This is a genomic window from Enterococcus sp. FDAARGOS_375, from assembly GCF_002393265.1.
GTDB lineage: Bacteria > Bacillota > Bacilli > Lactobacillales > Enterococcaceae > Enterococcus_D > Enterococcus_D innesii.
On sequence record NZ_CP023515.1, the window covers coordinates 2,317,073 to 2,341,213 of the forward strand.

A 24,141-nucleotide genomic window follows, 5' to 3' on the forward strand; every position below is an offset into this window, starting at 1 on the left:
TTATGAATCGTCAAAAAGGAAAACAATATTTTGTTTTAGATGAAACAATGAGTGTAGGAAAACCCTTTGATTCTCGACCGGCAATGCTCGAGCAGGGGAAGAGAATCGTTTGTCAGCGTTGCGGATCTTCCCACCACAAGCCGTCGGTGCAATTACCGATAGGCAGCTATTACTGTCCAACTTGTATTCGCTATGGTCGGATCACATCAGGTGGCCAACTTGTAATTCAACAAACGGATCTTCCAGCCTTTGATCACAAGATCGTTTGGCCAGGAGTGTTGACTTCGTTTCAGCAAAAAATTTCTCAGCAACTAGTAGCAAATTGTCGACAAAAGAAATCGTCTCTTGTTTGGTCAGTCACGGGTTCAGGGAAGACCGAGATGATCTTTGAAACGATCCGCCACGTACGGCAAGAAGGTGGTCGTGTGGCGATCGTCTCGCCACGGATCGATGTCTGCCGTGAACTGTTCCCCCGGATTCAACAAGCGTTCCCACAAGAGGAAAGCCTGCTCCTTTATGGGGAATCAGAAGAACCTTATCGTTATACAACGATCCTTATTGCCACCACTCATCAGCTACTGCATTTTTATCGCAGCTTTCAACTGATCGTGGTAGATGAGGTAGATGCATTTCCCTACGAGGGCGATACGCAGCTGCGTTACGGATTATACAATGCCTTGGCAGAAAACGGGTGTCTGATCTATTTAAGTGCGACGCCTTCAGAACGGCTGCTGCAAGAAATTCGTGGAAAATTCGCTGTGTTGAAAATGCCGTTGCGGTTTCATCAGCGTCCGCTGATCGTTCCCAAACCTATTCATTATAGTCGCTGGGCGCAGGCTTATCGCAAAAAACGTTGGCTGCGACCATTGCTACAGCACTTGCAGCGGTTGGTTAAAAAAAACTTTGTCTTGGTATTTTGTCCAAGTATTCAGCTGATGAAGGAAATGGAAGGGGCTGTCCGCAGGCAAGAAGCATCATGGCTCATCACTAGTGTTTCTTCACAAGATGAAAAACGGAGGGAAAAAGTCCAATCGGCGCGCAGCCAAATGTACAAGGTGTTGTTTACAACGATGATTTTAGAACGAGGCGTAACGTTTGAAAATGTCTCAGTGGTGGTACTAGGAGCCAATCACCCGGTCTTTACAAAATCGGCGTTAGTACAAATCGCTGGCCGTGTCGATCGCAAAGGTGCGTTTACAGAAGGGGAAGTCATTTTTTTCTACGACCAAATGACAGAAGCGATCCGTCAAGCAATTAAAGAACTCAATGAGATGAACCAATTAGCAAGGAGCTGGTTGACCGATGGAGTGTAGTTGGTGCCAAATATTTTTTCCAAGAGAGGTAACGATCATTGAGCTGTTGGCTCCTTGGCGCATCCCCGAAAAAGAATTATGTCCACAATGCGCTCAGCGATTTACCGTGATCGATTGGCAAAGCTGCTGCCCAACATGTGGCAAAAAGGATACCATTTCCTGCAGTGACTGTCTCTTTTGGGCGAAAACCTGTCCCATGATCCATTTGCAGCATCGGGCACTGTTCGCTTACGATCAAGGGATGAAGGCGTGGATTCACGAATACAAATTAATGGGAAACTATCAGTTGCGGGAGACCTTTGCTGCGGCCATCAGACAAAAGATCAACAACTTTGAATACGATTGTTTGATACCCATCCCGCTATCGGCAGAACGTTACCAGCAGCGAGGGTTTAATCAAGTGACCGCTGTGCTGGACGCAGCCGGAGTCAAGTCGCAAGAATGGCTGGATAAAGTGGTTGATACCGCACCACAAGCTCAACGTTCTCGCAAGCAACGATTAGAGGAGGCCCAACCTTTTGCGGTGAAGCCGGATGTAGCATGTGAAATCAAAGGGAAAAAATTATTGTTGATCGATGATGTTTACACTACCGGTAGAACGTTATATCACGCAGCTGAAGCATTGCAGACCTTTGCCCCCCAGTCGATTCGATCCTTTTCCTTTGCCCGTTGAATCGTTATTTTGAAAACGCTTAAAGAAAATTGTTCGATTTACTAGGCAAATGACCAAGAGTTCGATATAATAGAGTTAAGAAGAAGAAAAGAGTGGTCCTTTTCCTTCTTTACTGGTAGACGAAAGGGGTAATTTTTATGTTTAGATATAATGTGCGCGGCGAAAATATCGAGGTAACAGAAGCGATCCGTGATTACGTCGAGAAAAAAGTAGGTAAATTAGAACGTTATTTTAATGATGTGCCGGAAGCAACAGCACATGTTAATTTGAAAGTATATACTGAAAAAACAGCAAAAGTAGAAGTAACGATTCCTTTACCATTCTTAGTTCTGCGTGCGGAAGAAACCTCACCTGATCTATATGCTAGTATCGATTTGGTTGTTGACAAATTGGAACGCCAAATCCGCAAATTTAAAACAAAAATCAACCGCAAATCTCGTGAGACAGCGTTGGTTCCGCCAACAGATGGTGATTTGTTCACAACTGAAGCAAATGATGAAGAAAACAATGGTTCTGAATTAGACATCGTACGTACAAAACGTTTGTCTTTAAAACCAATGGACAGTGAAGAAGCTGTTTTACAAATGAACATGCTTGGACACAACTTCTTTATCTTTGAAGATGCGGAAACGAATGGAACGAGCATTGTGTATCGTCGAAAAGATGGCAAATACGGGTTGATCGAAACAGATTAACAAGTGTTGAGTCTTTTTCTCGACACCCCAAAAAGTCTTTTTTGACAGAGTAGCTGAGAAGCTACTCTGTTTTTTTATATTGTCTATAAAGGGAGAAATTCTTTTTATATCTAAATCCTTTCAAGTTATCTTTTAAGTTAATGTGTTATACTATAGATGAAATAATACAAGGAGAGTGAATCATGACTACGCTAGCAGATGTTGCTAAAAAAGCAAATGTTTCCGCAATGACCGTTTCTCGAGTGATCAATCATCCGGACAAAGTAACTGAAGAGTTAAAGCAATTAGTTCATCAAGCGATGCTTGAATTGGATTATCAGCCGAACATTGCTGCCAAATCATTAGTTTCCAAGCGTTCCCATATCATCAAAGTGTATATCTTAGAGGAGATGGATACGACAGAACCTTACTATATGAACTTATTGGTTGGGATCGCTCGTTCTATCGGTAAAGCACACTATTCTTTGCAGCTGGTTACGACTGACGGGGTGGATCGTGGCCCAGCAGATGGCAGTATCATTACGGGCTTTCGGCAGGCTGACATGGACTGGATAAGAAATTTAAGGAAGCCTGTGGTGTTGTTTGGTGAAAATGAAGCTGGGTTCAGTTTTGTCGACAGTGACAACTACCAGGGAATCGTTTCTGCATGCAAACATGCTATCGACGCCGGCTATCAACAATTGGTCTATATTGGTTTAGAATTGGAAGAAGCGTTTACAAAAAGCCGAGAAAAAGGATACATAGATACAGTCACAAAAGCGGGACAAGCACCAAAAATCTATCGTTTTGACAATCGCTCTTCCGCTGCCCGCAAGTTTATCCAAACGCAGAATGAGCATTTAGTGAAAAACACTTGTTTTATCTGTGCTACGGATCGTTTAGCCTTAGGCATTAATCAAGGCTTGCAGTCGATCGGAGTGGAGGTGCCAGCTGATTTTGGGATCATCGGCTATGATGGCGTATTCCTTGATCAGGTAAGTTCGCCAAAATTGACAACGATGAAGCAAGCCATCGTGGAAATGGGGGAAGCTTGCGGCGAATTATTGATCCAAAAAATCGAACATAATGATACAAGCCAGCGACAACAGCGCTTTTTACCTCAACTGGTGGTTCGTGAATCCACAAGGTGAAAATTAAGCAAATGGTTGCGCAATTTCTTTTTGATTCCTTGATATCTTAATTTAAAGGCTTTTTCTATTTTTGTTATCGCTAACATTTAGAAAAGGTTTGCCATTTTAAGAAACCGGTTGCATAATGGAGTTACAAATTGCAGGAGGTAAAGAGGATGAAAGTGAATTGGAAAAAGGCAGCTTTAGGATTAGTTTCAGGAAGCGCATTGTTAGCGCTTGCGGCATGTGGTGGCAACAGCGGTAGTACCGATGGTAGCAATGCAGATGCAGGTTCAGGTAGCGATGAAAAAACGATCACGGTCTCTGTAGGCGCAGACTATATTGATTATATCAATGAAGTGAAATCTGACTTTGAATCTGAAAATGATGTGACCATCAACGTTGTAGAAATGGACATGTTCGATCAAATGGATGCGCTTCAATTAGACGGACCTGCTGGCAAAGGACCCGACGTTACGATGTCTCCTTATGACCGCGTGGGTCAAGTAGGATCGCAAGGGCATTTGGCAGAGATGACTTTGCCAGATGATGGCCGTTACAGCGATACAGACAAGCAACAAGTGACGATCGATGATAAAATCTATGGCGCACCAGCAATGATTGAAGCGGTTGTCATGTTTTATAACAAAGATTTGATCGATGAAGCGCCAGCAACATTTTCTGATTTAGAAGAACTAGCAAAAGATGATCGTTTTGCAGAAGGCGATGACAATGTTGGCTTCTTAGCTCGCTGGACAGACTTTTATTATACGTATGGTCTATTAGCTGGTTATGGTGGTTATGTCTTTGGGGATGAAGGAACAGATCCATCTGATTTAGGGATCAACAATGAAGGTTCTGTTGAAGCGATCTCCTATGCAACAGATTGGTTCCAAAATGTTTGGCCACAAGGAATGCTGGACGTATCAGCCAACGAAAACTTGATGTTGGATTACTTCAACCAAGGCAAAACAGCAGCTATCATCTACGGACCATGGGGCGTGAACGGCTTTGAAGAAGCAGGGATCAACTATGGCGTAGCGAAAATCCCAACATTGAGCAATGGCAATGATTATGAAACATTTGGCGGAGGAAAAGCGTGGGTTGTTTCCAACTACTCACAAAACAAAGACGTTTCTCAACAATTTGTCGAGTATTTGACCAACGAAGCCAATCAAGAGAAATTGTATGAAATGCGTCATGATATTCCAGCAAACATTATGGCTCAAGAAACAGTCGCTGCTTCTGATGATCCAGTAGCAAAAGCAGTAATCGAGCAATACAGTGTTTCACAACCAATGCCAAATATCCCTGAAATGTCTGAGGTTTGGGTAGGGGCTGAAAACATGCTATTTGATGCAGGTTCAGGTAATATGACTCCTCAAGAAGCAGCGGATAATGCTGCCAAAACAATCGAAGAAGCGATTGAGCAGAAATATTAATAAATAGCCGATTACGGTCTGTCATTCATGTCGACGATTCTATAGAGGATGTTTGTCAAAAGGATTCCTTGCAACGTAGCACGCAAGAAATTGCTTGATGAGATTGATTTCTATGGATCGTCGGCCGCTTGGCAGACTTTCGATTTTAAGGAGGATACATATGAGGACGAATTCAAAAGCCATGCAGACAGCGCTTCTTTCAATCATCCCTGGGGTGGGACAATTCAAAAATGGTCAGAAATTTAAAGCGGGACTCTTTTTTGCGGTCTTTCTAATTTTTCTTGGCGAAATGCTTTTGTTCGGTGGACAAGCATTATATAATTTTGTCACACTGGGATCAGTACCGATGGAACACAATTCTTTGTTCTTGTTGATCGAAGGAACGCTACAGGTCATCGTTACCGTTATTTTCATTATCTTTTGGGTTTTAAATATCAAAGATGCCTATCAAGTTCGCCAAAGTATTGAAAAAGGGTTCCCGGTGGCAGTTACGAGAAAAGAGTTTTTCAATAAATTGTATGAGGATGGTTTCGCTTATCTATTGACGATCCCAGCCTATCTGGTGATGATCGTAGCAATTATTTTTCCGGTAATGGTGACACTCTTCATGGCGTTTACCAACTATGATTTTCGACATATTCCGCCAGCAAACTTAATCGACTGGATCGGTTTTTCGAATTTTACGAATATCTTCACCTTAAGTTCTTACCGCGACACCTTTGTAAAAGTGTTTAGTTGGACGGTGATTTGGACCGTTTTAGCAACTACTTTGCAAATTACCTTAGGAATACTGACAGCAGTTGTTGCCAATCAAAAATTTGTGAAGTTCCGTCGGGTCTTCGGGGTGATTTTCTTACTTCCTTGGGCGGTGCCAGCGTTCATCACGATCATGAGTTTTTCGAACATGTTTAATGATACCGCTGGAGCAATCAATACTCAGGTGATCCCGCTATTGAACAATTTGCCTTTTGTTGATATTGGCAATATTGCTTGGAAAACCGACCCGTTTTGGACAAAGACCGCGATTATTTTGATTCAAGGGTGGTTAGGTTTTCCATATATTTATGTCATGGTCTCAGGGATTTTACAATCCATTTCTGAAGATTTATACGAAGCAGCCAAAATGGATGGGGCAAATGCGATTCAGCGTTTTCGCAATATTACGTTGCCGGCGATCTTTTTGGTGGCAGCACCAACCTTCGTTACGCAATACACAGGGAACTTTAATAACTTCTCCATGATCTATCTCTTTAACGAAGGTGGTCCAGGAAGTTTAGGTGGAAATGCCGGTTCGACAGATATTTTGATTTCATGGATCTACAAATTGACGACGGGTGGCTCGCCACAATATTCGATCGCATCTGCATTGACCTTGATCATTTCCTTTGTGGTGATCTCCATTTCATTACTGGTGTTTAAAAAGACGAATGCATTTAATATGGAGGACTGAGGATGAAAAAGAAAAAGTTTTCTTTCAGCAAATTATTTACCTACTTGTTTATGATCGCTTTATCGATCATTATCATCTATCCCTTGTTGATTACCGCAACCTCAGCCTTCAAGGCAGGGAACATGATCGCTTTTCGCTTAGATTTTGATGCGGATTGGACATTGAACAACTTTCGACGTTTATTCAATGAAACCCCCTATTTGACATGGTATAAAAACACCTTGATCGTGGCCGTTTCCACGATGGTGATCCAAGTAATGATCGTAACGCTGGCAGGGTATACTTACAGTCGTTATCGCTTTGCCGGTCGTAAGAGCAGTTTGATGGTGTTCTTGATCGTTCAGATGGTGCCAACGATGTCGGCGTTGACCGCTTTTTATGTCATGGGCTTATTAGCAAACGGTCTAGATAGTTTCTGGTTTTTGACACTGATCTATATCGGTGGTGGGATTCCCATGAATACTTGGCTGATGAAAGGGTACTTTGATACGGTACCGATTGACTTGGATGAATCAGCAAAACTTGATGGTGCAGGGCATTTTCGCATCTTTTGGCAAATCGTTTTGCCCCTCGTAAAACCAATGGTCGCCGTGCAAGCATTATGGGCCTTTATGGGGCCATTCGGCGAATTCTTGCTAGCGCGGTTCTTGCTTCGCTCACAAGAGCGTTTGACTGTCGCAGTCGGTCTGCAGACTTTTATCAACGATGCCCGTAACCAACGGGTAGCACTTTTTGCGGCTGGGGCGATTTTGATCGCCGTACCGATTGCTGCACTGTTTTTCTTCTTACAAAAATACTTTGTTTCAGGTTTGACCTCGGGCGGAACAAAAGGATAGGAATGATAGGATGTCTGAACAACGATTTCCCTTAACATACTTTGGGGCCATTTTTTCTCCAACAAAAGTCTATGCATGGCGTAAAAAATTAAATCGCTGGCAGCAAGTGTTTGTCTATATTTTCTTGATGTCCTTGCTGATGGTCCCGCTGACCTTGATGATCAGCAAGCAAACGGATCAAGCCTTTGCGGCATTTTTCCCCCATGCAAAAACACTCATGACTGCTGAAACAGCAGCCAAATACAATGAGTTGCAGCTGGAAGATGGCAAACTTTTAGCGGATGAGTCACAAGTCTTTTCGCAAACAGAAACGGGCATTATAGGCGTTGCGCTTTCAGAAGCGGCTCTTGAAAAAGCGAAATACGCCATCAATTTTCGGGAAACAGACTGGACCATCAAAGAAGAAATCGATGGACAAACTTATCACTATGAAATGCGTTACACGGCGGAAATGGCACCTGATCAAGTAGATGATGCGGCTTCGTTTCAAAAAGCAATCGAAGACGGCTTCTATCGCAACAACGAGACGGCGATTTTCTTCAGTCAGACGATCACAGTGGCATTTTTATTGGTGGCAATGAATAGTATTCTCGTCATAGGCGCAGCGTTTTTCCTCTGGTTGACGAAAAAATCACGACTGTCGACAATCGGCAGCTTCAAAGAAAGCACGAACGTGATTTTAAATGCATTGGGGGTAGGCTCTCTGGTGGCAATGTTGGCAGGATTTATTGGCGCTGATATCATCTTGATGATCGGGATTCAGTCTTTAGGCATGCTGCTGATGCTTTTCTTAGCTTTCTTAAAAACCCGTTTTAAAACGGCCTAATTTGCAAACATTCGCAACAAGTCATTTGGACGTGCGCTGGACTTTTGGCGCCGATCAATGGCTTGTTGCGTATTTTTTCCCTTCGTTTCTTTAAAATCTGTGAAAAAAGGTTAAGAATCCGTTTATCACGCAAGATTGATGCGATAGTTCTATCGAAAAATATTTCATTTATGGTGAACTAGTGCTAAAATAGTTAGGAGAGTTTCCAGCTAGGATAATGTAGAAGTAAAAGGAGAATTATTAAGGTATGGCCAATTTTTTTAGAAAATTAATCGAAAACGACAAAAAAGAATTAAAACGTCTTGACCATATTGCGAATCAAGTTGAATCACATGCGGATGAAATGGCCGCTTTATCTGATGAACAATTACGCGGGAAAACCGATGAATTTCGTCGTCGTTTCCAAGAGGGAGAGACTTTGGATAAATTATTACCTGAAGCCTTTGCAGTAGTTCGTGAAGCTGCAAAACGCGTTTTGGGTCTGTATCCTTACCACGTCCAATTAATGGGTGGGATCGTCTTACATGATGGGAATATTCCAGAGATGCGTACCGGTGAAGGGAAAACCTTGACGGCGACATTACCTGTTTATTTGAATGCCTTGAGTGGTCAAGGCGTCCACGTCGTAACCGTCAATGAATACTTGGCAACTCGTGACTCGACTGAGATGGGGGAGTTGTACAACTTTTTAGGCTTGACGGTCGGCTTGAACATCAACTCAAAATCAGCAGAAGAAAAACGTGCGGCGTATGCTTGTGACATCACTTACAGTACAAACAATGAATTAGGGTTTGACTATTTGCGGGACAACATGGTGGTTTACCGTCATCAAATGGTACAACGTCCATTAAACTATGCCATCGTCGATGAGGTCGATTCGATCTTGATCGATGAAGCGAGAACACCGTTGATCATTTCAGGACAAGCAGAAAAATCAACTGCGCTATACACCCGGGTCGACAATTTTGTCAAACGCTTGACGGAAGAAGACTACAAAATCGATATCCAATCAAAAACGATCGGTTTGACAGAGCGTGGGATCGAAAAAGCGGAAGAGACTTTCGGCTTAGAAAACTTGTATGATATTGAAAACACGGCATTGACCCATCACTTGGACCAAGCGCTACGAGCGAATTACATTATGATTCGCGACATTGATTACGTGGTGCAAGATGGGAAAGTAATGATCGTTGACCAATTTACAGGTCGGATCATGGATGGCCGCCGCTATTCTGACGGGCTCCATCAAGCGATCGAAGCAAAAGAAAGTGTCGAGATCGAAGATGAAACCAAAACGATGGCGACGATCACATTCCAGAACTACTTCCGGATGTACAAAAAACTGTCTGGGATGACCGGTACAGCGAAAACAGAAGAAGAAGAGTTTCGAGAAATCTATAACATGCAAGTCATTCAGATTCCTACGAACAAACCGATCTTACGGGATGATCGTGCGGACTTGCTTTATCCAACGCTTACGAGCAAATTCCAAGCAGTCGTTCAAGACATCAAAGAGCGTCACCGCAAAGGACAACCCGTGCTTGTAGGGACGGTCGCTGTTGAGACGTCTGAATTATTGTCATCAATGCTTGATCGTGAGAAAGTTCCTCATGAAGTATTGAATGCCAAGAATCACTTTAAAGAAGCAGAAATCATTTTGAATGCGGGACAAAAAGGCGCTGTAACGATCGCGACCAATATGGCTGGTCGGGGAACGGACATCAAGTTAGGTCTTGGTGTTGCAGAACTAGGCGGCTTGGCAGTTATCGGTACTGAGCGTCATGAATCACGACGGATCGATAATCAGTTGCGGGGACGTGCGGGACGTCAAGGAGATCCAGGGATGTCGCAATTTTACTTATCGCTAGAAGATGATTTAATGAAGCGTTTTGGTTCTGAACGAATCAAAGTGTTCTTGGATCGGATGAAAATCGATGAAGGCGATGCCGTGATCCAAAGTAAGATGCTTTCAAAACAAGTAGAATCTGCCCAACGACGAGTGGAAGGGAATAACTACGATACCCGGAAAAACGTCTTGCAATACGATGACGTAATGCGAGAACAGCGGGAAGTTATTTACGGACAACGTCAAGAAGTGATCATGGAAGAAACGGATCTTTCACCACAATTAATGAATATGGTGAAACGCTCCATCAGCCGGGTCGTTGACAGTCATACGCAATTAGAAGAAAGCAATTGGAATTATGAAGGAATCGTTGATTTTGCGGCCAATGCGCTTGTTCATGAAGATACCATCAGCATCGAAGACATCAAGGGCAAATCAGCTCAAGAGATCAAAGATTATCTAAACCAACGGGCAGAAGAAGTCTTTGAACAAAAGAAAACACAACTTAATAGTCCAGAACAATTACTGGAATTTGAAAAAGTAGTGATTTTACGAGTCGTTGATACGAAGTGGACCGATCACATCGATGCTATGGATCAGTTGCGTCAATCGGTTGGGTTACGGGCTTATGGACAAAACAATCCGTTAGTTGAGTACCAAACAGAAGGATTCAATATGTTTGAAAACATGGTTGGAGCCATCGAGTATGAAGTAACGCGTCTGTTTATGAAGGCAGAGATTCGTCAAAACGTTCAACGGGAACAAGTAGCCCAAGGAGAAGCGCAAGGGGTAGAAGAAGCACCGGCTGCCCAAGCGCCAAGTTTCAAAAACGTGGGCCGCAATGATCCTTGTCCATGCGGAAGCGGGAAAAAATTCAAGAATTGCCACGGGAAAAATATGTAACAAGTTTTGAAAAAGGTGAGAGTAGGCTGGCAGACGTTTTTGTCCAGTCTACTTTCGTTTGTAAGAAAAAAAGAAAGAAGGAATTTTAATGGAAATCGCAGATATTCGGAATCAATTGACCCAGATGAATGAAAAAATAATCAGTTTTAGGGGGTCTCTTTGACTTAGATCAGTTAGAAGAGGACATTGCAGAAGCGGAGCACCAAATGGCAGATCCCACCTTTTGGGATGACTCGGAAAAAGCCCAACAAGTCATTAACGCCAACAATGCCAACAAAGAGACCTACGATCAATTCAATCAGCTAGCAGAAGAATTGGAAGAGCTCGAAGTGATGCTAGAAATGATTCAAGAAGAAGCTGATCCGGAAATGGAAGCAGAACTTGAAGCACGAATCGGTAAGTTAAATGAGAAAATGGCTTCTTATGAATTGTCGATGTTGTTAGATGAACCCTATGATCGGAACAATGCGATCATCGAGCTCCATCCGGGCGCAGGCGGTACCGAGTCGCAAGACTGGGGCAGCATGCTGTTACGGATGTATACTCGTTTTTGCGAACAACATGGATATCAGGTGGAAACCTTGGACTATCAAGCCGGTGATGAAGCGGGGATCAAAAGTGTCACATTACTTGTGAAAGGGCACAACGCCTATGGCTATTTGAAGTCGGAAAAAGGCGTGCATCGCTTGGTCCGTATTTCACCTTTTGATTCTGCTAAGAGACGGCATACGTCATTTTGTTCGGTGGATGTGATGCCGGAATTAGATGGGGCGATCGATGTGGAGATCAACTCAGATGATTTGAAGATCGATACGTACCGCGCAAGCGGCGCTGGTGGACAGCACATCAACAAAACCGAATCTGCTGTGCGGATCACCCATATCCCGACAGGTACGGTAGTTGCTAGCCAAGCCCAGCGCTCACAATTGAAAAACCGCGAGCAAGCGATGGGGATGTTGAAAGCTAAGCTGTATCAATTAGAAGTGGAAAAGAAAGAACAAGAAGCAGCAGCTTTGCGAGGCGAACAGTTAGAAATTGGATGGGGCTCGCAAATCCGTTCCTATGTCTTCCATCCCTATTCGATGGTCAAAGATCACCGGACAAATTTCGAAACTGGGAATGTACAGGCAGTCATGGATGGCGATTTGGATGGCTTTATCGATGCGTATTTGAAGCTAAAACTGAATCAAAAATAACCTGGTGTGACTTAAACAGATTGAAACATAATTGTAATCTGTTGCAAGCAAGGTGAAATATATTCATGCTATAATAAGCCAGAATGAAAATTTGAGATGGAGAGATAGCTGTATGATAGAAATGAAAGATATAATGAAAAAGTACTCTAATGGTACGACTGCTATCCGCAACCTTTCGATTTCAATTGATCAAGGGGAGTTTGTCTATGTCGTTGGACCATCCGGTGCCGGAAAATCAACCTTTATCAAATTGATGTATCGAGAAGAAAGAGCAACAAAAGGCGTTTTGAATGTCGCAGGATATGATTTGGTCGGCATGAAAAACCGTGAGATCCCTTTGATGCGCCGAGAAATCGGCGTGGTCTTCCAAGACTACAAACTTTTACCGCGGAAAACGGTCTTTGAAAATGTTGCTTATGCAATGCAAGTTATCGGACGCAAACCCCGTGATATCAAAAAACGGGTGATGGAAGTTCTGGATTTAGTCGGACTAAAACATAAAGTACGGGTATTTCCGAGTGAGCTTTCCGGTGGGGAACAACAACGTGTGTCAATCGCTCGTGCCATCGTAAATACGCCGAAAGTATTGATTGCGGATGAACCAACGGGGAATCTAGATCCTGAAAACTCGTGGGAAATCATGAAATTGCTTGATCGGATCAATGCCCAAGGAACAACGGTCGTTATGGCGACCCATAATAGTACGATCGTAAATACGATTCGTCATCGCGTGATCGCGATTGAGAATGGCCGCATTATTCGCGACCAAGCGGAAGGAGAATATGGTTACGATGATTAGAACATTTTTCCGTCATCTCCTGGAGAGTATCAAAAGTTTAAAGCGTAACGGCTGGATGACCATCGCGTCGTTGAGTGCGGTAACGATCACACTGACATTAGTCGGTATTTTTCTAGGTGTAATCTTAAATGCAACAAAATTAGCCGAAGACATTCGTGAGAATGTGGATGTTTCGGTTTTCGTTGATATTGGTACGGAACAAGAAGATATGGATGCTTTAGAACAATCCTTAAACGATCTACCTAACGTTTCGGAAGTGAAATTTTCTAGTCGAGACGAAGAATTGCAGAAGATCCAAGATGCCATGGGAGATTCATGGAACTTGTTCGAAGGCGACAGCAATCCGCTCTATAACGTGTTTGTCGTCAGTGCAACAGATCCAGAGTATACGACAGAGATCGCTGAACAAGCGGGCGAATTGCCAAATGTTTTCAAAGCCGATTACGGCGGAGATTCTTCTGACCGAATCTTTGAATTGTCTGCGGCTGTGCGGACTTGGGGCTTAGCGGCGGCAGTCTTACTGATTTTTGTAGCAATGTTCCTGATCTCCAATACGATTCGGATCACGATTTTATCTCGTCAAAGAGAAATTCAAATCATGCGTCTGGTAGGGGCGAAAAACGGCTACATTCGTTGGCCATTCTTTCTTGAAGGCGGCTGGATCGGACTCTTAGGATCAATCGTCCCAATTGCGTTGATGTACTTCGGGTATCATCAAGTTTATGCAATGGTCAATCCATCCTTGCTACGTTCAAATTACAGTCTAATTGCACCAAATCTGTTCTTGATTCAAGTATGTGGTGTGATGGCGTTGATTGGGATCGTGATCGGTTCACTTGGTTCCGTCTTATCGATGCGCCGATTCTTAAAATTCTAAACCGATGTTTTCTTAAGTCGATCGTCAGATCGGCTTTTTTTGTTTCCTCACAGTGTTTCTTTACTTTAGGTACTATTTTTTGATATGCTTTAGTAGCGGGAAATCGGGGAAGAGGTGAAAAAATGGTTGTAATGGACAATCTAGTAACCATTTTATTTATAGTCAATATTTTGTTATCAATTATTATCATTTTCAGAGAAAGGCGGCAGACTGCTCAAACATGGGCCTGGCTTTTGGTCTTGATGTTTATTCCTATTGTTGGTTTTGTTCTTTACTTTTTCTTCGGAAGAGGGATCTCCAAGGAAAAGATCTTTGATATGCGCTCGCAAGCAAAGATTGGTCTAAATGTTGAACTAGAAGAGCAAAAACAAGCACTTTCGCGTCATTTGTTTCCGCATCCGCCGACTGCTCAAGTAGAAGTCCAGCAGTTAGTCTATCTGTTGACGGTCTTTGGTCAATCTCTCTATACGACAGCCAATAGCATGACGCTTTATACCGATGGACGGCAGAAATTTGATGCTTTGATTGCTGATATCGAACAGGCAAAAAATCATATTCATATGGAATATTATATTTATCGCAGCGATGCATTAGGGAATGAAGTCAAAGAAGCATTGGTACGAGCGGCAAAGCGAGGTGTGAAAGTAAGAGTCTTATTAGATGCTTGGGGCAGTACCCAAGTATCCTTGAAGTTTTTTGATGAGTTGCGTCTACATGGCGGGCAAATTGCCTTTTTCTTTCCTTTGTTCGTTCCTTATGTCAATCCGCGAATCAATTATCGGAATCATCGTAAAATCGTGGTGATTGATGGTGAGATTGGTTATACAGGTGGATTTAATGTGGGAGACGAGTATCTAGGACAAGTGGAAAAATTCGGTTATTGGCGAGATAATCACTTGCGAATTGCCGGCTCAGCAGTCTATTCGCTGCAAAATCGGTTTCTAATGGACTGGAACTCACAACATGCCTTGGAAATCAAATATGATCCGGCATTGTTTCCTGAGATCAAACAAACGGGGACAGTCGCTGCCCAAGTCATCACTAGTGGTCCTGATACGGAACATGAAGAAATCAAAATGACTTATTTGAAAATGATCAATTTAGCTAAAAAAGAGATCCTAATCCAAACGCCGTACTATATTCCGGATGAAGCCATTCATAATGCCTTAAAGTTAGCCCTGCTCTCTGGGGTGAAAGTTCATATACAAATTCCGAACAAACCTGATCATCCTTTAGTTTATTGGGCGACCTATTCATTTGCGGCTGAATTGCTCCGCTTTGGCGCAATCATCGAGACTTATGAAAAAGGGTTTATGCATGCAAAAACGATGATCATTGACAGTGGACTTGTATCGATTGGTTCGGCAAATATTGATGTCCGATCTTTTCGCCTAGATTTTGAAGTTAATACAATCATCTATGATGCGCAGCTAGCGACCAAAACGAAAGAAGCGTTTCTAGCAGATTCGATCGATTCAAAGCCACTAACGATCGAAGCATATCAACAAAGAAAGTTGACGATCAAAATCAAAGAAGGTTTGGCACGTCTTGTGTCACCGTTACTATAAAAAAAGTGCCCTTTTCCAAAAGATGGAAGCCATCATTTTGGAAAAGGGCACTTTTTAATAGGATTAACCCATAATACTTGTGTATGCTGCTAAGAAAATCGAGCCGACAGTGAGAATAAGCATGGTCCAGATCACGACTTGTGTGATTTTTGCAAAGGTACTTTTTGGTTTTTTCTCGTTCATTCTAATCCACCTTTTAGAGTTATTCTAGTGACAGTTTACCCTCAATTTCTCAAGAACTCAAGTTGATCCAAGGATAAATTAAGAAAATTTCAATTTCACCATAAAAAAATTCGTTAGAATGGCAAGATAGGCTTGTTGAAGCTACGCCCTTCTGCTTTAATAGGTAAAGAAATACATTCTTTAAAACTTTCAAAAGTTAGTTGCTGAAATAAGAGCCTCCTTAAAAAATTTCATGGCTGTCTTATTCCGGCTTAGATTTTTAAAAGAACTGAAACATGGATGTAAAGAAAATAAAGTATAGTGACACTAGTTGTTAGAAAGGATTTTGCTGTATGTCTGGATTTAATCCAATCGTTTTGTTTTGGTATATTTTTCCTGTGCTCGTTTATTTTGCTTGTCGTTTTATCGTTTCTGCACTTTCGTTGAGTGATCGTTTCCATGTGAAGGCACCGGATTTAGCGGTACCATTTTTAATGGTGGGGATTCACCAATTATCAAAATATACTTTTGATCAAGCGATCACATTGTACTATTTGATCTCCATTTTTCTATTAGGCATTCTACTGGCCGTCTTTCAGGCGTACTACTATGAAGAAATCCAATATAGTCGCTATTTTAAAATGTATTGGCGCAGTATGTTCCTCTTTACGATCATCTTTCATATCGTTTTGATCATTTTAAATATTGTAAGTTACTTATAGTAGTTTGACCATTGATAAACGTCCATTTTTTCTCTTAGAGTTTTTTTAAAAACTCTATGAAGTCTTTTTCTCCCTTTTTGTTCATTTGGTAAAGAAAAGTCAAACAACTTCCCTTTCAAATTTCATATAATTTGTGGTAGAAAGTGGGGGATTGTGGTAGACTGTGAATATCAGGTGGAGATCGGGGGTTATTTATCGATGTTTATGGGAGAATTTCAACATTCGATAGATGCAAAAGGCCGACTAATCGTCCCTTCAAAACTACGAGAAAAACTCGGAGAAAAATTTGTGGTGACACGTGGATTAGATGGCTGTTTATTTGGCTACCCCTTATCTGAATGGGAAAAACTTGAAGAAAAACTAAACGAAATGCCTTTAGCGAAAAAGGATGCTCGGACATTTGTCCGCTTCTTTTATTCTGCTGCAACAGAGTGCGAGATCGATAAACAAGGTCGGATCAATATCCCTGTTACATTGAGAAATCATGCAGACCTTACTAAAAGCTGCGTGATCATCGGGGTTTCAAACCGGATTGAGATTTGGGATGAAACGCGTTGGCAAGCATTCTCTGAAGAAGCAGAAGAAAACTTTGATGAAATTGCTGAAACAATGATCGACTTTGGCTTATAGGCTTGATAGGAAGAGGAAAAAACACATGGCAGATTTTCAACACTACACCGTTATGCTACAGGAGACCGTTGATGGGTTAAAGATTCGTCCAGAAGGCGTCTATGTCGATTGTACATTAGGTGGAGCCGGTCATAGTGAATATCTATTGTCACAACTATCTGAAGAGGGACATCTCTTTGCCTTTGATCAAGACCAAACCGCCATCGACCATGCCAAAGAACGTTTAGCACCATATGTTGCTAAAGGGATGGTCACGTTTATTAAAAGTAATTTTCGCTATTTAAAGGAAGCATTGCATCAACACGGTGTGAGCCGAGTCGATGGGATTTTGTACGATTTAGGTGTTTCCTCACCCCAATTAGATGAAGCCGAACGTGGCTTCAGCTACCACCAAGATGCACCGCTGGATATGCGGATGGATCAAACTGCAGCATTGACTGCCTATGAAGTGGTCAATCAATTCGACTACCATCAATTAGTCAAAATCTTCTTCCGCTATGGAGAAGAAAAATTCTCAAAACAAATCGCTCGTGAAATCGAGCGGGTGAGACAAGATCATCCCATCGAAACAACGGGGGAATTGGTCGATATCATCAAAACAGCCATTCCAGCTCCAGCAAGAAGAAAGGGCGGTCACCCAGCAAAACGGGTTTTCCAAGCCATTCGAATTGCAGTCAATGATGAGCTAGGTGTAATTGAAGAATCTCTTGAACAAGCAATTCATCTTTTATCAGTTAACGGACGTGTCAGTGTGATCACGTTCCACTCATTAGAAGATCGAATCGTGAAATCGATGTTCAAGGAATACAGTACACCGAAGGACATGCCGCCAGGTCTGCCGATGATACCAGAAGAATTTCAACCAACACTAAAACTTATAACAAGAAAACCACTGCTTCCTACTGAGGAAGAAGTAGCTGAAAATAATCGTTCTCGTAGTGCGAAACTACGAATCGCGGAAAAAATCAAGGAAAGCGAAGGGTAACAACTATGGCAGAACTAAAAGTTCATGACTATGAATTCAGAGAACCACTTGAATCACAACCTTTGGATCACTCTGAACCGACAACTGAAAAACTGCCTACTGATCCCCAGCGTCCTGAGGTCATCCGTGTACCAGCATCTCCGGCTCGTCGGTTAAAAAGTATTTCTACTCTAGAAAAACTGATTGCTGCCTTTGTGATCATCGCTGTATTGACGTTGGCGATCTTGACCATCAATATTCGGACCAATATCAGCCAAGTCGAACATGATATTTCTCTTATCCAATCGGATATCAGTGAAAAAACGACACAAGCAGAACAGTTGGAACAAGAGAAAAATGAGCTTTCTAAAACCGAACGGATCCAAAAGATTGCTGAGGATAATGGATTGTCGATCGATGATGGCAATTTAAGGAAAGTGGACTAAATGAAGTTAACAGATAAATTCAAGCAATACTTAAAAAAGAACAATCAAACTACAACGAACAATCGCAAAAAAGTAGGTATTATTCTGTTTGCTACGAGTATTGGATTGTTCTTTTTGTTTGTCACGCGTTTGAGCTATATCGTCATTGTCGGAGATGTTGCGGGGACTTCATTAGCAGAAAAAACAAAAAATCTCTATGAGGGCAGTGAAGTCATCAAGGCGAAACGAGGAACGATCTATGACCGCAATGGAATCCCGATTGCTGAGGACGTGACCTCATACTCTATTTACGCTGTTTTAAATCAAAATTACAAAGATGGTAAGAAGAATCTCTTTGCAGAAAAAGCAAACTTCAATAAGTTGGCCAAAATCTTGTCAGATGTCTTGTCCATTGATCAAGAGACAGCAGTCAATACGTTAGAGGATGGTCTTGAGCAACAATTGTGGCGAGTGTCTTTTGGGAGTAAGGGAAATAATATTACATTAGAACAAAAAAATGCGATTGAAGATGCGATGGAACAAGAAGATATTGCTGGCTTCCATTTTGATAGCCATCCAGCTCGCCTTTATCCGAATGGGGTCTTTTCTTCTCACTTTATCGGCTATGCGGTTGCCAATGACGACGATACTGGTCTAGTCGGTAAAACCGGGTTAGAAGCTGCCTACAATGATGTGTTATCGGGAACTGATGGCGAGATTGTTTATCAAAAAGATAACAATCAAAACCCGCTACCAGGAACAGTTGCCGAAACCGTCGCAGCGGTGGATGGAAAAGACGTCTATACAACCATCGATAGTCGTATCCAAAGCTATTTGGAAACGCTGATGGACAGTGTCTTTAAAGAAAACAAACCAGAAAACTTAACAGCCAATTTAATGGATGCCAAAACCGGCGAAATCATAGCGATGGCGCAACGACCAACCTACAATCCAGAAAATTTGGATTCAATCAATGATTGGCAAAATCTATTGGTTGAAGACAACTATGAGCCAGGATCCACCATGAAAATCTTAACGACGGCAGCTGCCATCGATCAAGGTATTTTCAATGAGAACGAAACTTTTACCCCAAGCCCTGATGGATTGAAACTTTATGATGCCACCATCAATGACTGGGACTTTGGTCAAAAAGGAACCTTGACGATGCGCCAAGCTCTTTCGTGGTCTAGTAATATTGGAATGGTGACCTTGGAACAGCGAATGGCTGACCGCTGGCAACAATACTTAAAAGAATTTGGCTTTGGTCGTAGCACCTATTCAGGATTGCCTAACGAAAATACGGGAATCACCCCAGAAGATAATCCTGTCAGCCAGGCGATGACTTCTTTTGGTCAAGCGATTGGTGTGACGAATTTCCAAATGATGCAGGCTTTTACATCGGTCGCCAATAATGGAACGATGCTGAAACCACAATTTATTAGTAAAATCGTTGATGGCAATACTGGAGAAGAAACGGTCACGCAACCTGAAGAGGTGGGGCACCCCATCACAGAAGAAGCGGCAACGAAGGTTCGCGAATATATGCGTGATGTTGTCGAAAGTGAAAATTACGGAAGTGCCTATGGCGTTTATGAATTACCTGGCTACAACATTTCTGCGAAAACCGGGACGGCCCAAGTAGCTGATCCAACAACCGGCAAGTATTTGTCTGGAGGCACCAATTATCTGTATTCTGTCGTTTTGATGTTTCCTTCAGAAGAACCAGAATATATTTTGTATTTGACCATTAAACTACCAGAGAAGCATGAAAGTACCGTGTTAGGTGAGATTGCCAATCCATTGATGAAACGGGTCATGGATCTGAAAAACTCTGCATTAGAAGAAAGCACAACATCTGGTAGCGAAACGACTGTGGGGGATTATCGCAATCTCGATACAGAATCTGCTGCAACCGACGTTCAAAAAGCTGGGTTGATTCCAATAGTCATCGGGGATGGTGAAAAAGTCATTGCCCAATCGGTTGACAGTGGAACTTCGATCATGCCAGGAGAACGAGTACTGCTCGTTACCGATAGCGATAAGTACTATATGCCGGATACAACTTCCTGGTCAAAAGCAGATTTGATTAAATTTGGCAGTCTACTAAATGTAGATGTCAGTTTTGAAGGAGACGGCTATTGTACCAAACAAAGCGTTGAGCCTTACACCGAATTATCGGGGCAATCGATCAAGTTTACACTAAGTGAAAACGAATAAATAGGAGAGAACAATATGGAATGGACAGAGATGATATTACCTTTGGCAAGTGGCTTTGCGATCGTAACAGCCACAATGCCTTTGTTTATCGGCTATTTTCAAATGAAGAAATACGGACAGGAAATACGTGGTGACGGTCCCAAATGGCACAATGTAAAGGCCGGAACACCAACGATGGGTGGGTTTGTATTTTTGATTTCTGCAATGATCACTGCCATCTGGGTAGGAGCATGGCAAAATCAATTGACTGCTTCATTGTTCATTCTTTTGTTCATTACCTTGGTTTATGGTGCATTAGGATTTCTTGATGACTTCATCAAGATTTTCCGCAAAAGAAATATGGGCTTAAACTCGCTGCAAAAACTGATTGGACAGATTTTAGGCGGACTCGTCTTTTACTTTGTTTTCCGATCTGAAGGCAATGCGGATGTACTGAATTTCTTTGGGATCGATGTATCGCTATCGATTTTTTATGGCTTATTCGTCATTTTTTGGCTTGTTGGTTTTTCAAATGCAGTCAACTTGACGGATGGGATCGATGGACTAGTCGCAGGACTGGGCACGATTTCTTTTTCAACATACGCACTGATTGCTTGGCGACAAGATCAAATCGATGTTTTGATCGTTTGTCTTGCGATCATTGGCGGATTGATCGGCTTCTTTCCCTACAATCGCAAACCGGCAAAAATTTTCATGGGGGATGTCGGCTCACTGGCTTTAGGCGGTCTGCTGGCAGCTATCTCGATTCTTTTACACCAAGAATGGACCCTCTTGCTTGTCGGATTGGTCTATGTTTGTGAAACAGCAAGCGTGATGCTGCAAGTTGCCTCATTCAAATTAACGGGCAAACGAATCTTCAAGATGTCACCCATTCATCATCATTTTGAAATGAGTGGATGGTCTGAGTGGAAGATCGACACTGTATTTTGGTGTATCGCGTTAGGTTGCTCGTTGCTCACAATAGCCCTTGTATGGTAGGAGATGAAGAAAATGAAAAAAATTACAACATATCAAAATAAAAAAGTTCTTGTGCTAGGATTAGCGCGTAGTGGATTCAGTGCGGCCAAATTGTTACATGATTTGGGCGCACTTGTGACCGTTAATGACGGAAAGCCATTTGCTGAAAATCCAGAAGCACAAGATCTTTTGGCTTTAGGGGTCAAAGTGATCACTGGCAGCCACCCGATTGAATTATTGGATGAAGGATTTTCGCTAGTTGTTAAAAATCCAGGGATCCCTTATTCACAACCTCTTGTCCAAAAAGCTTTAGAGAAAAAAATTCCTGTGATCACGGAAGTGGAACTGGCGTATCAAATCTCTGAAGCGCCGATTATCGGTATTACTGGTACGAATGGAAAAACCACTACAACGACCATGATCGCCAATGTCTTGAATGCTGGAATGGAAAAAGGACAGGCATTGCTTTCTGGAAATATCGGGTTTCCTGCAAGTTCCGTTGCTCAAACAGCTAAGCCTGAAGATCGCTTGGTGATGGAGCTTTCAAGTTTCCAATTGATGGGAATCGATACCTTGCGGCCGAAAATCGCTGTCATCACGAATATTTATGAAGCCCATATCGATTACCATGGTAGTCGCCCGGAATATGTCTTAGCAAAATGGCGCTTGCAACAACGAATGACCGCTGACGATTATTTAGTGATTAACTGGAACCAACCAGAACTAGAAGCACTATCAACCAAGTCAAAAGCGCAAATCATTCCTTTCTCCACTAAGAAAAAAGTAGCGGGAGCATATATGCTTGATGGGATGCTCTACTATAAAGAAGAAGCAATTATGGCAGCGGAGGAACTCGGTGTACCTGGGGCACATAATATTGAAAATGCCTTAGCGGCGATCGCTGTTGGGAAACTTTGCGATATGTCGAACGAAGCAATCAAACAAGCGTTACAGACCTTCACTGGGGTGCCTCATCGGACCCAGTATGTCACCACCATCAATCAGGTGAAATTTTTCAATGATTCCAAAGCAACCAACATCTTAGCAACAGAAATGGCCTTAGGTGGTTTTGACAATGAAAAATTGGTCTTACTGGCAGGCGGATTGGATCGTGGCAACAGCTTTGATGAGTTGGTTCCAGCACTAAATGGGCTCAAAGCTATCGTTGTGTTTGGAGAAACAAAAGAAAAATTAGCCGCTGCTGCTCAAGCAGCTGGTGTAAAAACGATTGAAATGACAGAGAATGTTGAAACAGCCGTCCCATTAGCCTTTTCTTTAAGTGCTGCTGGAGATACGATTCTATTGTCACCGGCGAATGCAAGTTGGGATCAATACCCTGATTTTGAAGTTCGCGGCGACAAATTTATGGCGGCAGTAGCAGAACTTAAATAGAAATGAGTGAAGGATATGAAAATACTTGTGACTGGCGGCGGTACTGGCGGACACATCTATCCAGCGTTGTCTTTTGTGGATTACGTGAAGGAGATTGACCCGACAGCCGAATTTTTATACATTGGTGCAACAAGGGGCTTAGAGAATAAAATCGTCCCTCCAACAGGTATTCCTTTTAAAACACTAGAGATTCAAGGCTTTAAGCGTAAGCTATCTTTGGATAACGTAAAAACGATCCAGCTTTTTATGAAAAGCTACTACGCAGCAAAGAAAATCATCAAAGAGTTCCAACCGGATGTAGTGATCGGCACCGGCGGCTATGTTTCCGGCGCCGTGGTCTTTGCTGCCTCGAAGTTGAAAATACCTACCATTATTCATGAACAAAATAGTGTACCTGGAATCACCAATAAATTTCTAACCAAATATGTGGATAAAATCGCCATTGCTTTTCACGATGCTTCTCAATACTTTCCAGCGAAGAAAACGGTGTTGGTGGGCAATCCTCGTGGTCAAGAAGTACGGAATAGTCAAAAGTCGACGATTTTGTCTTCTTACGATTTAAATCCGGCGAAAAAAACAGTCTTGGTTTTTGGTGGGAGTCAAGGAGCTCTGAAAATCAATCAAGCGATCATTGATGCGCTGCCGCTGTTTGCTCAAAAAGAGTATCAGTTACTTTATGCATCTGGCGAAAGGTATTACAAAGAGATCGAAGAAAAAATTGGGATGTCAAAAGATGCCTTTCCTAATATCAGTATTCGTCCCTATATCGATCAAATGGCAGAAGTGATGGCAAATAGCGATTTGTTGATTGGTCGAGCGGGTGCCACATCGATCGCCGAATTTACGGCATTAGGGATTCCAGCGATTCTGATTCCAAGTCCTTATGTGACTAATGACCACCAAACGAAGAACGCCCAAAGTTTAGCCAATGCAGGAGCAGTCAAAATGATTGCCGATCATGAATTAAACAGCCAAAACCTCGTGGAAGCAGTAGATAGTATCATGCAAGATGAAGCCCTTCGTAGTAAGATGGCCAAAGCCTCAAAAGAACAAGGGATCAGCGATGCCTCGGAACGATTATTTCGACTTGTGCAAGAGGTAATCAAATAGTACAATGTGTGGGATAGAAAGGAGCGATT

The 24,141-nt window shown here is 42.4% G+C and carries 21 protein-coding genes and 2 pseudogenes; 22 read left to right on the top strand and 1 reads right to left on the bottom strand.

Features of this window, described 5'->3' with window-relative positions; all coding sequences use genetic code 11:
* Positions 1-2 precede the first annotated feature (2 nt).
* From CO692_RS12280 to cls, 14 genes and pseudogenes are all read left to right on the top strand, one after another.
* Positions 3-1,313 carry a DEAD/DEAH box helicase gene (locus CO692_RS12280; protein ID WP_096742352.1) on the top strand — a complete coding sequence of 437 codons (1,311 nt, stop codon included), beginning with the start codon at positions 3-5 and terminating at the stop codon, positions 1,311-1,313.
* Entirely contained in the window at positions 1,303-1,986 is a 684-nt protein-coding gene (locus CO692_RS12285; protein WP_077453544.1) for a ComF family protein, read from the top strand. Before CO692_RS12280 ends, CO692_RS12285 begins: the two co-directional genes overlap by 11 nt.
* A 137-nt stretch (positions 1,987-2,123) precedes the next feature.
* Complete coding sequence (gene hpf / locus CO692_RS12290) at positions 2,124-2,681, top strand: ribosome hibernation-promoting factor, HPF/YfiA family (protein WP_005237301.1); 558 nt, start codon at positions 2,124-2,126, stop codon at positions 2,679-2,681.
* Between the two features lie 182 nt (positions 2,682-2,863).
* Positions 2,864-3,811, top strand: coding sequence for a LacI family DNA-binding transcriptional regulator (locus CO692_RS12295; RefSeq protein WP_096742353.1), 948 nt, complete (start codon positions 2,864-2,866; stop codon positions 3,809-3,811).
* Between the two features lie 155 nt (positions 3,812-3,966).
* Entirely contained in the window at positions 3,967-5,232 is a 1,266-nt protein-coding gene (locus tag CO692_RS12300; protein WP_096742354.1) for an extracellular solute-binding protein, read from the top strand.
* 160 nt (positions 5,233-5,392) lie between these two features.
* The gene (locus CO692_RS12310; protein ID WP_077453540.1) at positions 5,393-6,682 is read left to right on the top strand and encodes a carbohydrate ABC transporter permease; all 1,290 of its coding nucleotides are present in this window, start codon (positions 5,393-5,395) and stop codon (positions 6,680-6,682) included.
* Between the two features lie 2 nt (positions 6,683-6,684).
* A complete protein-coding gene (locus CO692_RS12315; protein WP_077453539.1) occupies positions 6,685-7,518 on the top strand; it encodes a sugar ABC transporter permease in 834 nt (277 codons plus the stop codon).
* A 10-nt stretch (positions 7,519-7,528) separates the two neighbouring features.
* Entirely contained in the window at positions 7,529-8,344 is an 816-nt protein-coding gene (locus tag CO692_RS12320) for a DUF1189 family protein (RefSeq protein ID WP_096742355.1), read from the top strand.
* Positions 8,345-8,591: 247 nt separating this feature from the next.
* A pseudogene (secA, locus tag CO692_RS12325) lies at positions 8,592-10,973 on the top strand (preprotein translocase subunit SecA); the annotation flags it as partial.
* A 45-nt stretch (positions 10,974-11,018) separates the two neighbouring features.
* Positions 11,019-11,093, top strand: a pseudogene (locus tag CO692_RS18150) (SEC-C metal-binding domain-containing protein); the annotation flags it as partial.
* A gap of 88 nt (positions 11,094-11,181) precedes the next feature.
* Positions 11,182-12,289, top strand: a protein-coding gene (gene prfB, locus CO692_RS12330; RefSeq protein ID WP_102136372.1) for a peptide chain release factor 2 whose coding sequence is annotated in 2 segments (ribosomal slippage) — positions 11,182-11,253 and positions 11,255-12,289 — 1,107 coding nt in all. Because the reading frame shifts where the segments join, the coding sequence is not laid out codon by codon here.
* 112 nt (positions 12,290-12,401) lie between these two features.
* On the top strand, positions 12,402-13,088 hold the full coding sequence (gene ftsE, locus CO692_RS12335; RefSeq protein WP_005237293.1) for a cell division ATP-binding protein FtsE: 687 nt from the start codon (positions 12,402-12,404) through the stop codon (positions 13,086-13,088).
* Positions 13,081-13,965 carry a permease-like cell division protein FtsX gene (gene ftsX / locus CO692_RS12340; RefSeq protein WP_077453536.1) on the top strand — a complete coding sequence of 295 codons (885 nt, stop codon included), beginning with the start codon at positions 13,081-13,083 and terminating at the stop codon, positions 13,963-13,965. The genes ftsE and ftsX overlap by 8 nt, the downstream gene beginning before the upstream one ends.
* A gap of 122 nt (positions 13,966-14,087) precedes the next feature.
* On the top strand, positions 14,088-15,533 hold the full coding sequence (cls, locus tag CO692_RS12345; RefSeq protein WP_096742357.1) for a cardiolipin synthase: 1,446 nt from the start codon (positions 14,088-14,090) through the stop codon (positions 15,531-15,533).
* Positions 15,534-15,596: 63 nt separating this feature from the next.
* On the opposite strand, the gene CO692_RS12350 is transcribed toward cls, so the two are convergent.
* The gene (locus tag CO692_RS12350; RefSeq protein ID WP_005237290.1) at positions 15,597-15,716 is read right to left on the bottom strand and encodes a DUF4044 domain-containing protein; all 120 of its coding nucleotides are present in this window, start codon (positions 15,714-15,716) and stop codon (positions 15,597-15,599) included.
* A gap of 332 nt (positions 15,717-16,048) precedes the next feature.
* Between CO692_RS12350 and CO692_RS12355 the strand changes: the two genes are divergently transcribed.
* The 8 genes from CO692_RS12355 (at position 16,049) to murG (ending at position 24,112) form a co-directional block, all read left to right on the top strand.
* On the top strand, positions 16,049-16,417 hold the full coding sequence (locus tag CO692_RS12355) for a DUF3397 domain-containing protein (RefSeq protein ID WP_096742358.1): 369 nt from the start codon (positions 16,049-16,051) through the stop codon (positions 16,415-16,417).
* A gap of 198 nt (positions 16,418-16,615) precedes the next feature.
* Entirely contained in the window at positions 16,616-17,047 is a 432-nt protein-coding gene (gene mraZ, locus CO692_RS12360; RefSeq protein WP_005228792.1) for a division/cell wall cluster transcriptional repressor MraZ, read from the top strand.
* A gap of 25 nt (positions 17,048-17,072) precedes the next feature.
* Positions 17,073-18,032, top strand: a complete 960-nt coding sequence (gene rsmH / locus CO692_RS12365; RefSeq protein ID WP_096742359.1) for a 16S rRNA (cytosine(1402)-N(4))-methyltransferase RsmH — start codon at positions 17,073-17,075, stop codon at positions 18,030-18,032.
* A gap of 5 nt (positions 18,033-18,037) precedes the next feature.
* A complete protein-coding gene (ftsL, locus tag CO692_RS12370) occupies positions 18,038-18,457 on the top strand; it encodes a cell division protein FtsL (RefSeq protein WP_077453532.1) in 420 nt (139 codons plus the stop codon).
* Positions 18,458-20,653 (top strand): penicillin-binding transpeptidase domain-containing protein, encoded by a 2,196-nt coding sequence (locus CO692_RS12375; protein WP_086293097.1) that lies wholly within the window; start codon positions 18,458-18,460, stop codon positions 20,651-20,653. It abuts the gene before it with no gap.
* 15 nt (positions 20,654-20,668) lie between these two features.
* Positions 20,669-21,631, top strand: a complete 963-nt coding sequence (gene mraY, locus CO692_RS12380) for a phospho-N-acetylmuramoyl-pentapeptide-transferase (RefSeq protein WP_005237283.1) — start codon at positions 20,669-20,671, stop codon at positions 21,629-21,631.
* A 12-nt stretch (positions 21,632-21,643) separates the two neighbouring features.
* Positions 21,644-23,002, top strand: coding sequence for a UDP-N-acetylmuramoyl-L-alanine--D-glutamate ligase (gene murD / locus CO692_RS12385; RefSeq protein ID WP_077453530.1), 1,359 nt, complete (start codon positions 21,644-21,646; stop codon positions 23,000-23,002).
* Positions 23,003-23,017: 15 nt separating this feature from the next.
* On the top strand, positions 23,018-24,112 hold the full coding sequence (gene murG, locus CO692_RS12390) for an undecaprenyldiphospho-muramoylpentapeptide beta-N-acetylglucosaminyltransferase (RefSeq protein WP_077453529.1): 1,095 nt from the start codon (positions 23,018-23,020) through the stop codon (positions 24,110-24,112).
* The last annotated feature ends 29 nt before the right edge of the window (positions 24,113-24,141 follow it).

Bases quoted from the DNA above. Each gene is read 5' to 3' on its own strand.
- hpf (WP_005237301.1), top strand. From the start codon at position 2,124: ATGTTTAGATATAATGTGCGCGGCGAAAATATCGAGGTAACAGAAGCG.
- cls (WP_096742357.1), top strand. From the start codon at position 14,088: ATGGTTGTAATGGACAATCTAGTAACCATTTTATTTATAGTCAATATT.
- murG (WP_077453529.1), top strand. From the start codon at position 23,018: ATGAAAATACTTGTGACTGGCGGCGGTACTGGCGGACACATCTATCCA.
- CO692_RS12280 (WP_096742352.1), top strand. From the start codon at position 3: ATGAATCGTCAAAAAGGAAAACAATATTTTGTTTTAGATGAAACAATG.
- murD (WP_077453530.1), top strand. From the start codon at position 21,644: ATGAAAAAAATTACAACATATCAAAATAAAAAAGTTCTTGTGCTAGGA.
- ftsL (WP_077453532.1), top strand. From the start codon at position 18,038: ATGGCAGAACTAAAAGTTCATGACTATGAATTCAGAGAACCACTTGAA.
- ftsX (WP_077453536.1), top strand. From the start codon at position 13,081: ATGATTAGAACATTTTTCCGTCATCTCCTGGAGAGTATCAAAAGTTTA.
- mraY (WP_005237283.1), top strand. From the start codon at position 20,669: ATGGAATGGACAGAGATGATATTACCTTTGGCAAGTGGCTTTGCGATC.
- CO692_RS12350 (WP_005237290.1), bottom strand. From the start codon at position 15,716: ATGAACGAGAAAAAACCAAAAAGTACCTTTGCAAAAATCACACAAGTC.
- ftsE (WP_005237293.1), top strand. From the start codon at position 12,402: ATGATAGAAATGAAAGATATAATGAAAAAGTACTCTAATGGTACGACT.
- CO692_RS12315 (WP_077453539.1), top strand. From the start codon at position 6,685: ATGAAAAAGAAAAAGTTTTCTTTCAGCAAATTATTTACCTACTTGTTT.
- CO692_RS12300 (WP_096742354.1), top strand. From the start codon at position 3,967: ATGAAAGTGAATTGGAAAAAGGCAGCTTTAGGATTAGTTTCAGGAAGC.
- CO692_RS12355 (WP_096742358.1), top strand. From the start codon at position 16,049: ATGTCTGGATTTAATCCAATCGTTTTGTTTTGGTATATTTTTCCTGTG.
- mraZ (WP_005228792.1), top strand. From the start codon at position 16,616: ATGTTTATGGGAGAATTTCAACATTCGATAGATGCAAAAGGCCGACTA.
- CO692_RS12375 (WP_086293097.1), top strand. From the start codon at position 18,458: ATGAAGTTAACAGATAAATTCAAGCAATACTTAAAAAAGAACAATCAA.
- rsmH (WP_096742359.1), top strand. From the start codon at position 17,073: ATGGCAGATTTTCAACACTACACCGTTATGCTACAGGAGACCGTTGAT.
- CO692_RS12310 (WP_077453540.1), top strand. From the start codon at position 5,393: ATGAGGACGAATTCAAAAGCCATGCAGACAGCGCTTCTTTCAATCATC.
- CO692_RS12285 (WP_077453544.1), top strand. From the start codon at position 1,303: ATGGAGTGTAGTTGGTGCCAAATATTTTTTCCAAGAGAGGTAACGATC.
- CO692_RS12295 (WP_096742353.1), top strand. From the start codon at position 2,864: ATGACTACGCTAGCAGATGTTGCTAAAAAAGCAAATGTTTCCGCAATG.
- CO692_RS12320 (WP_096742355.1), top strand. From the start codon at position 7,529: ATGTCTGAACAACGATTTCCCTTAACATACTTTGGGGCCATTTTTTCT.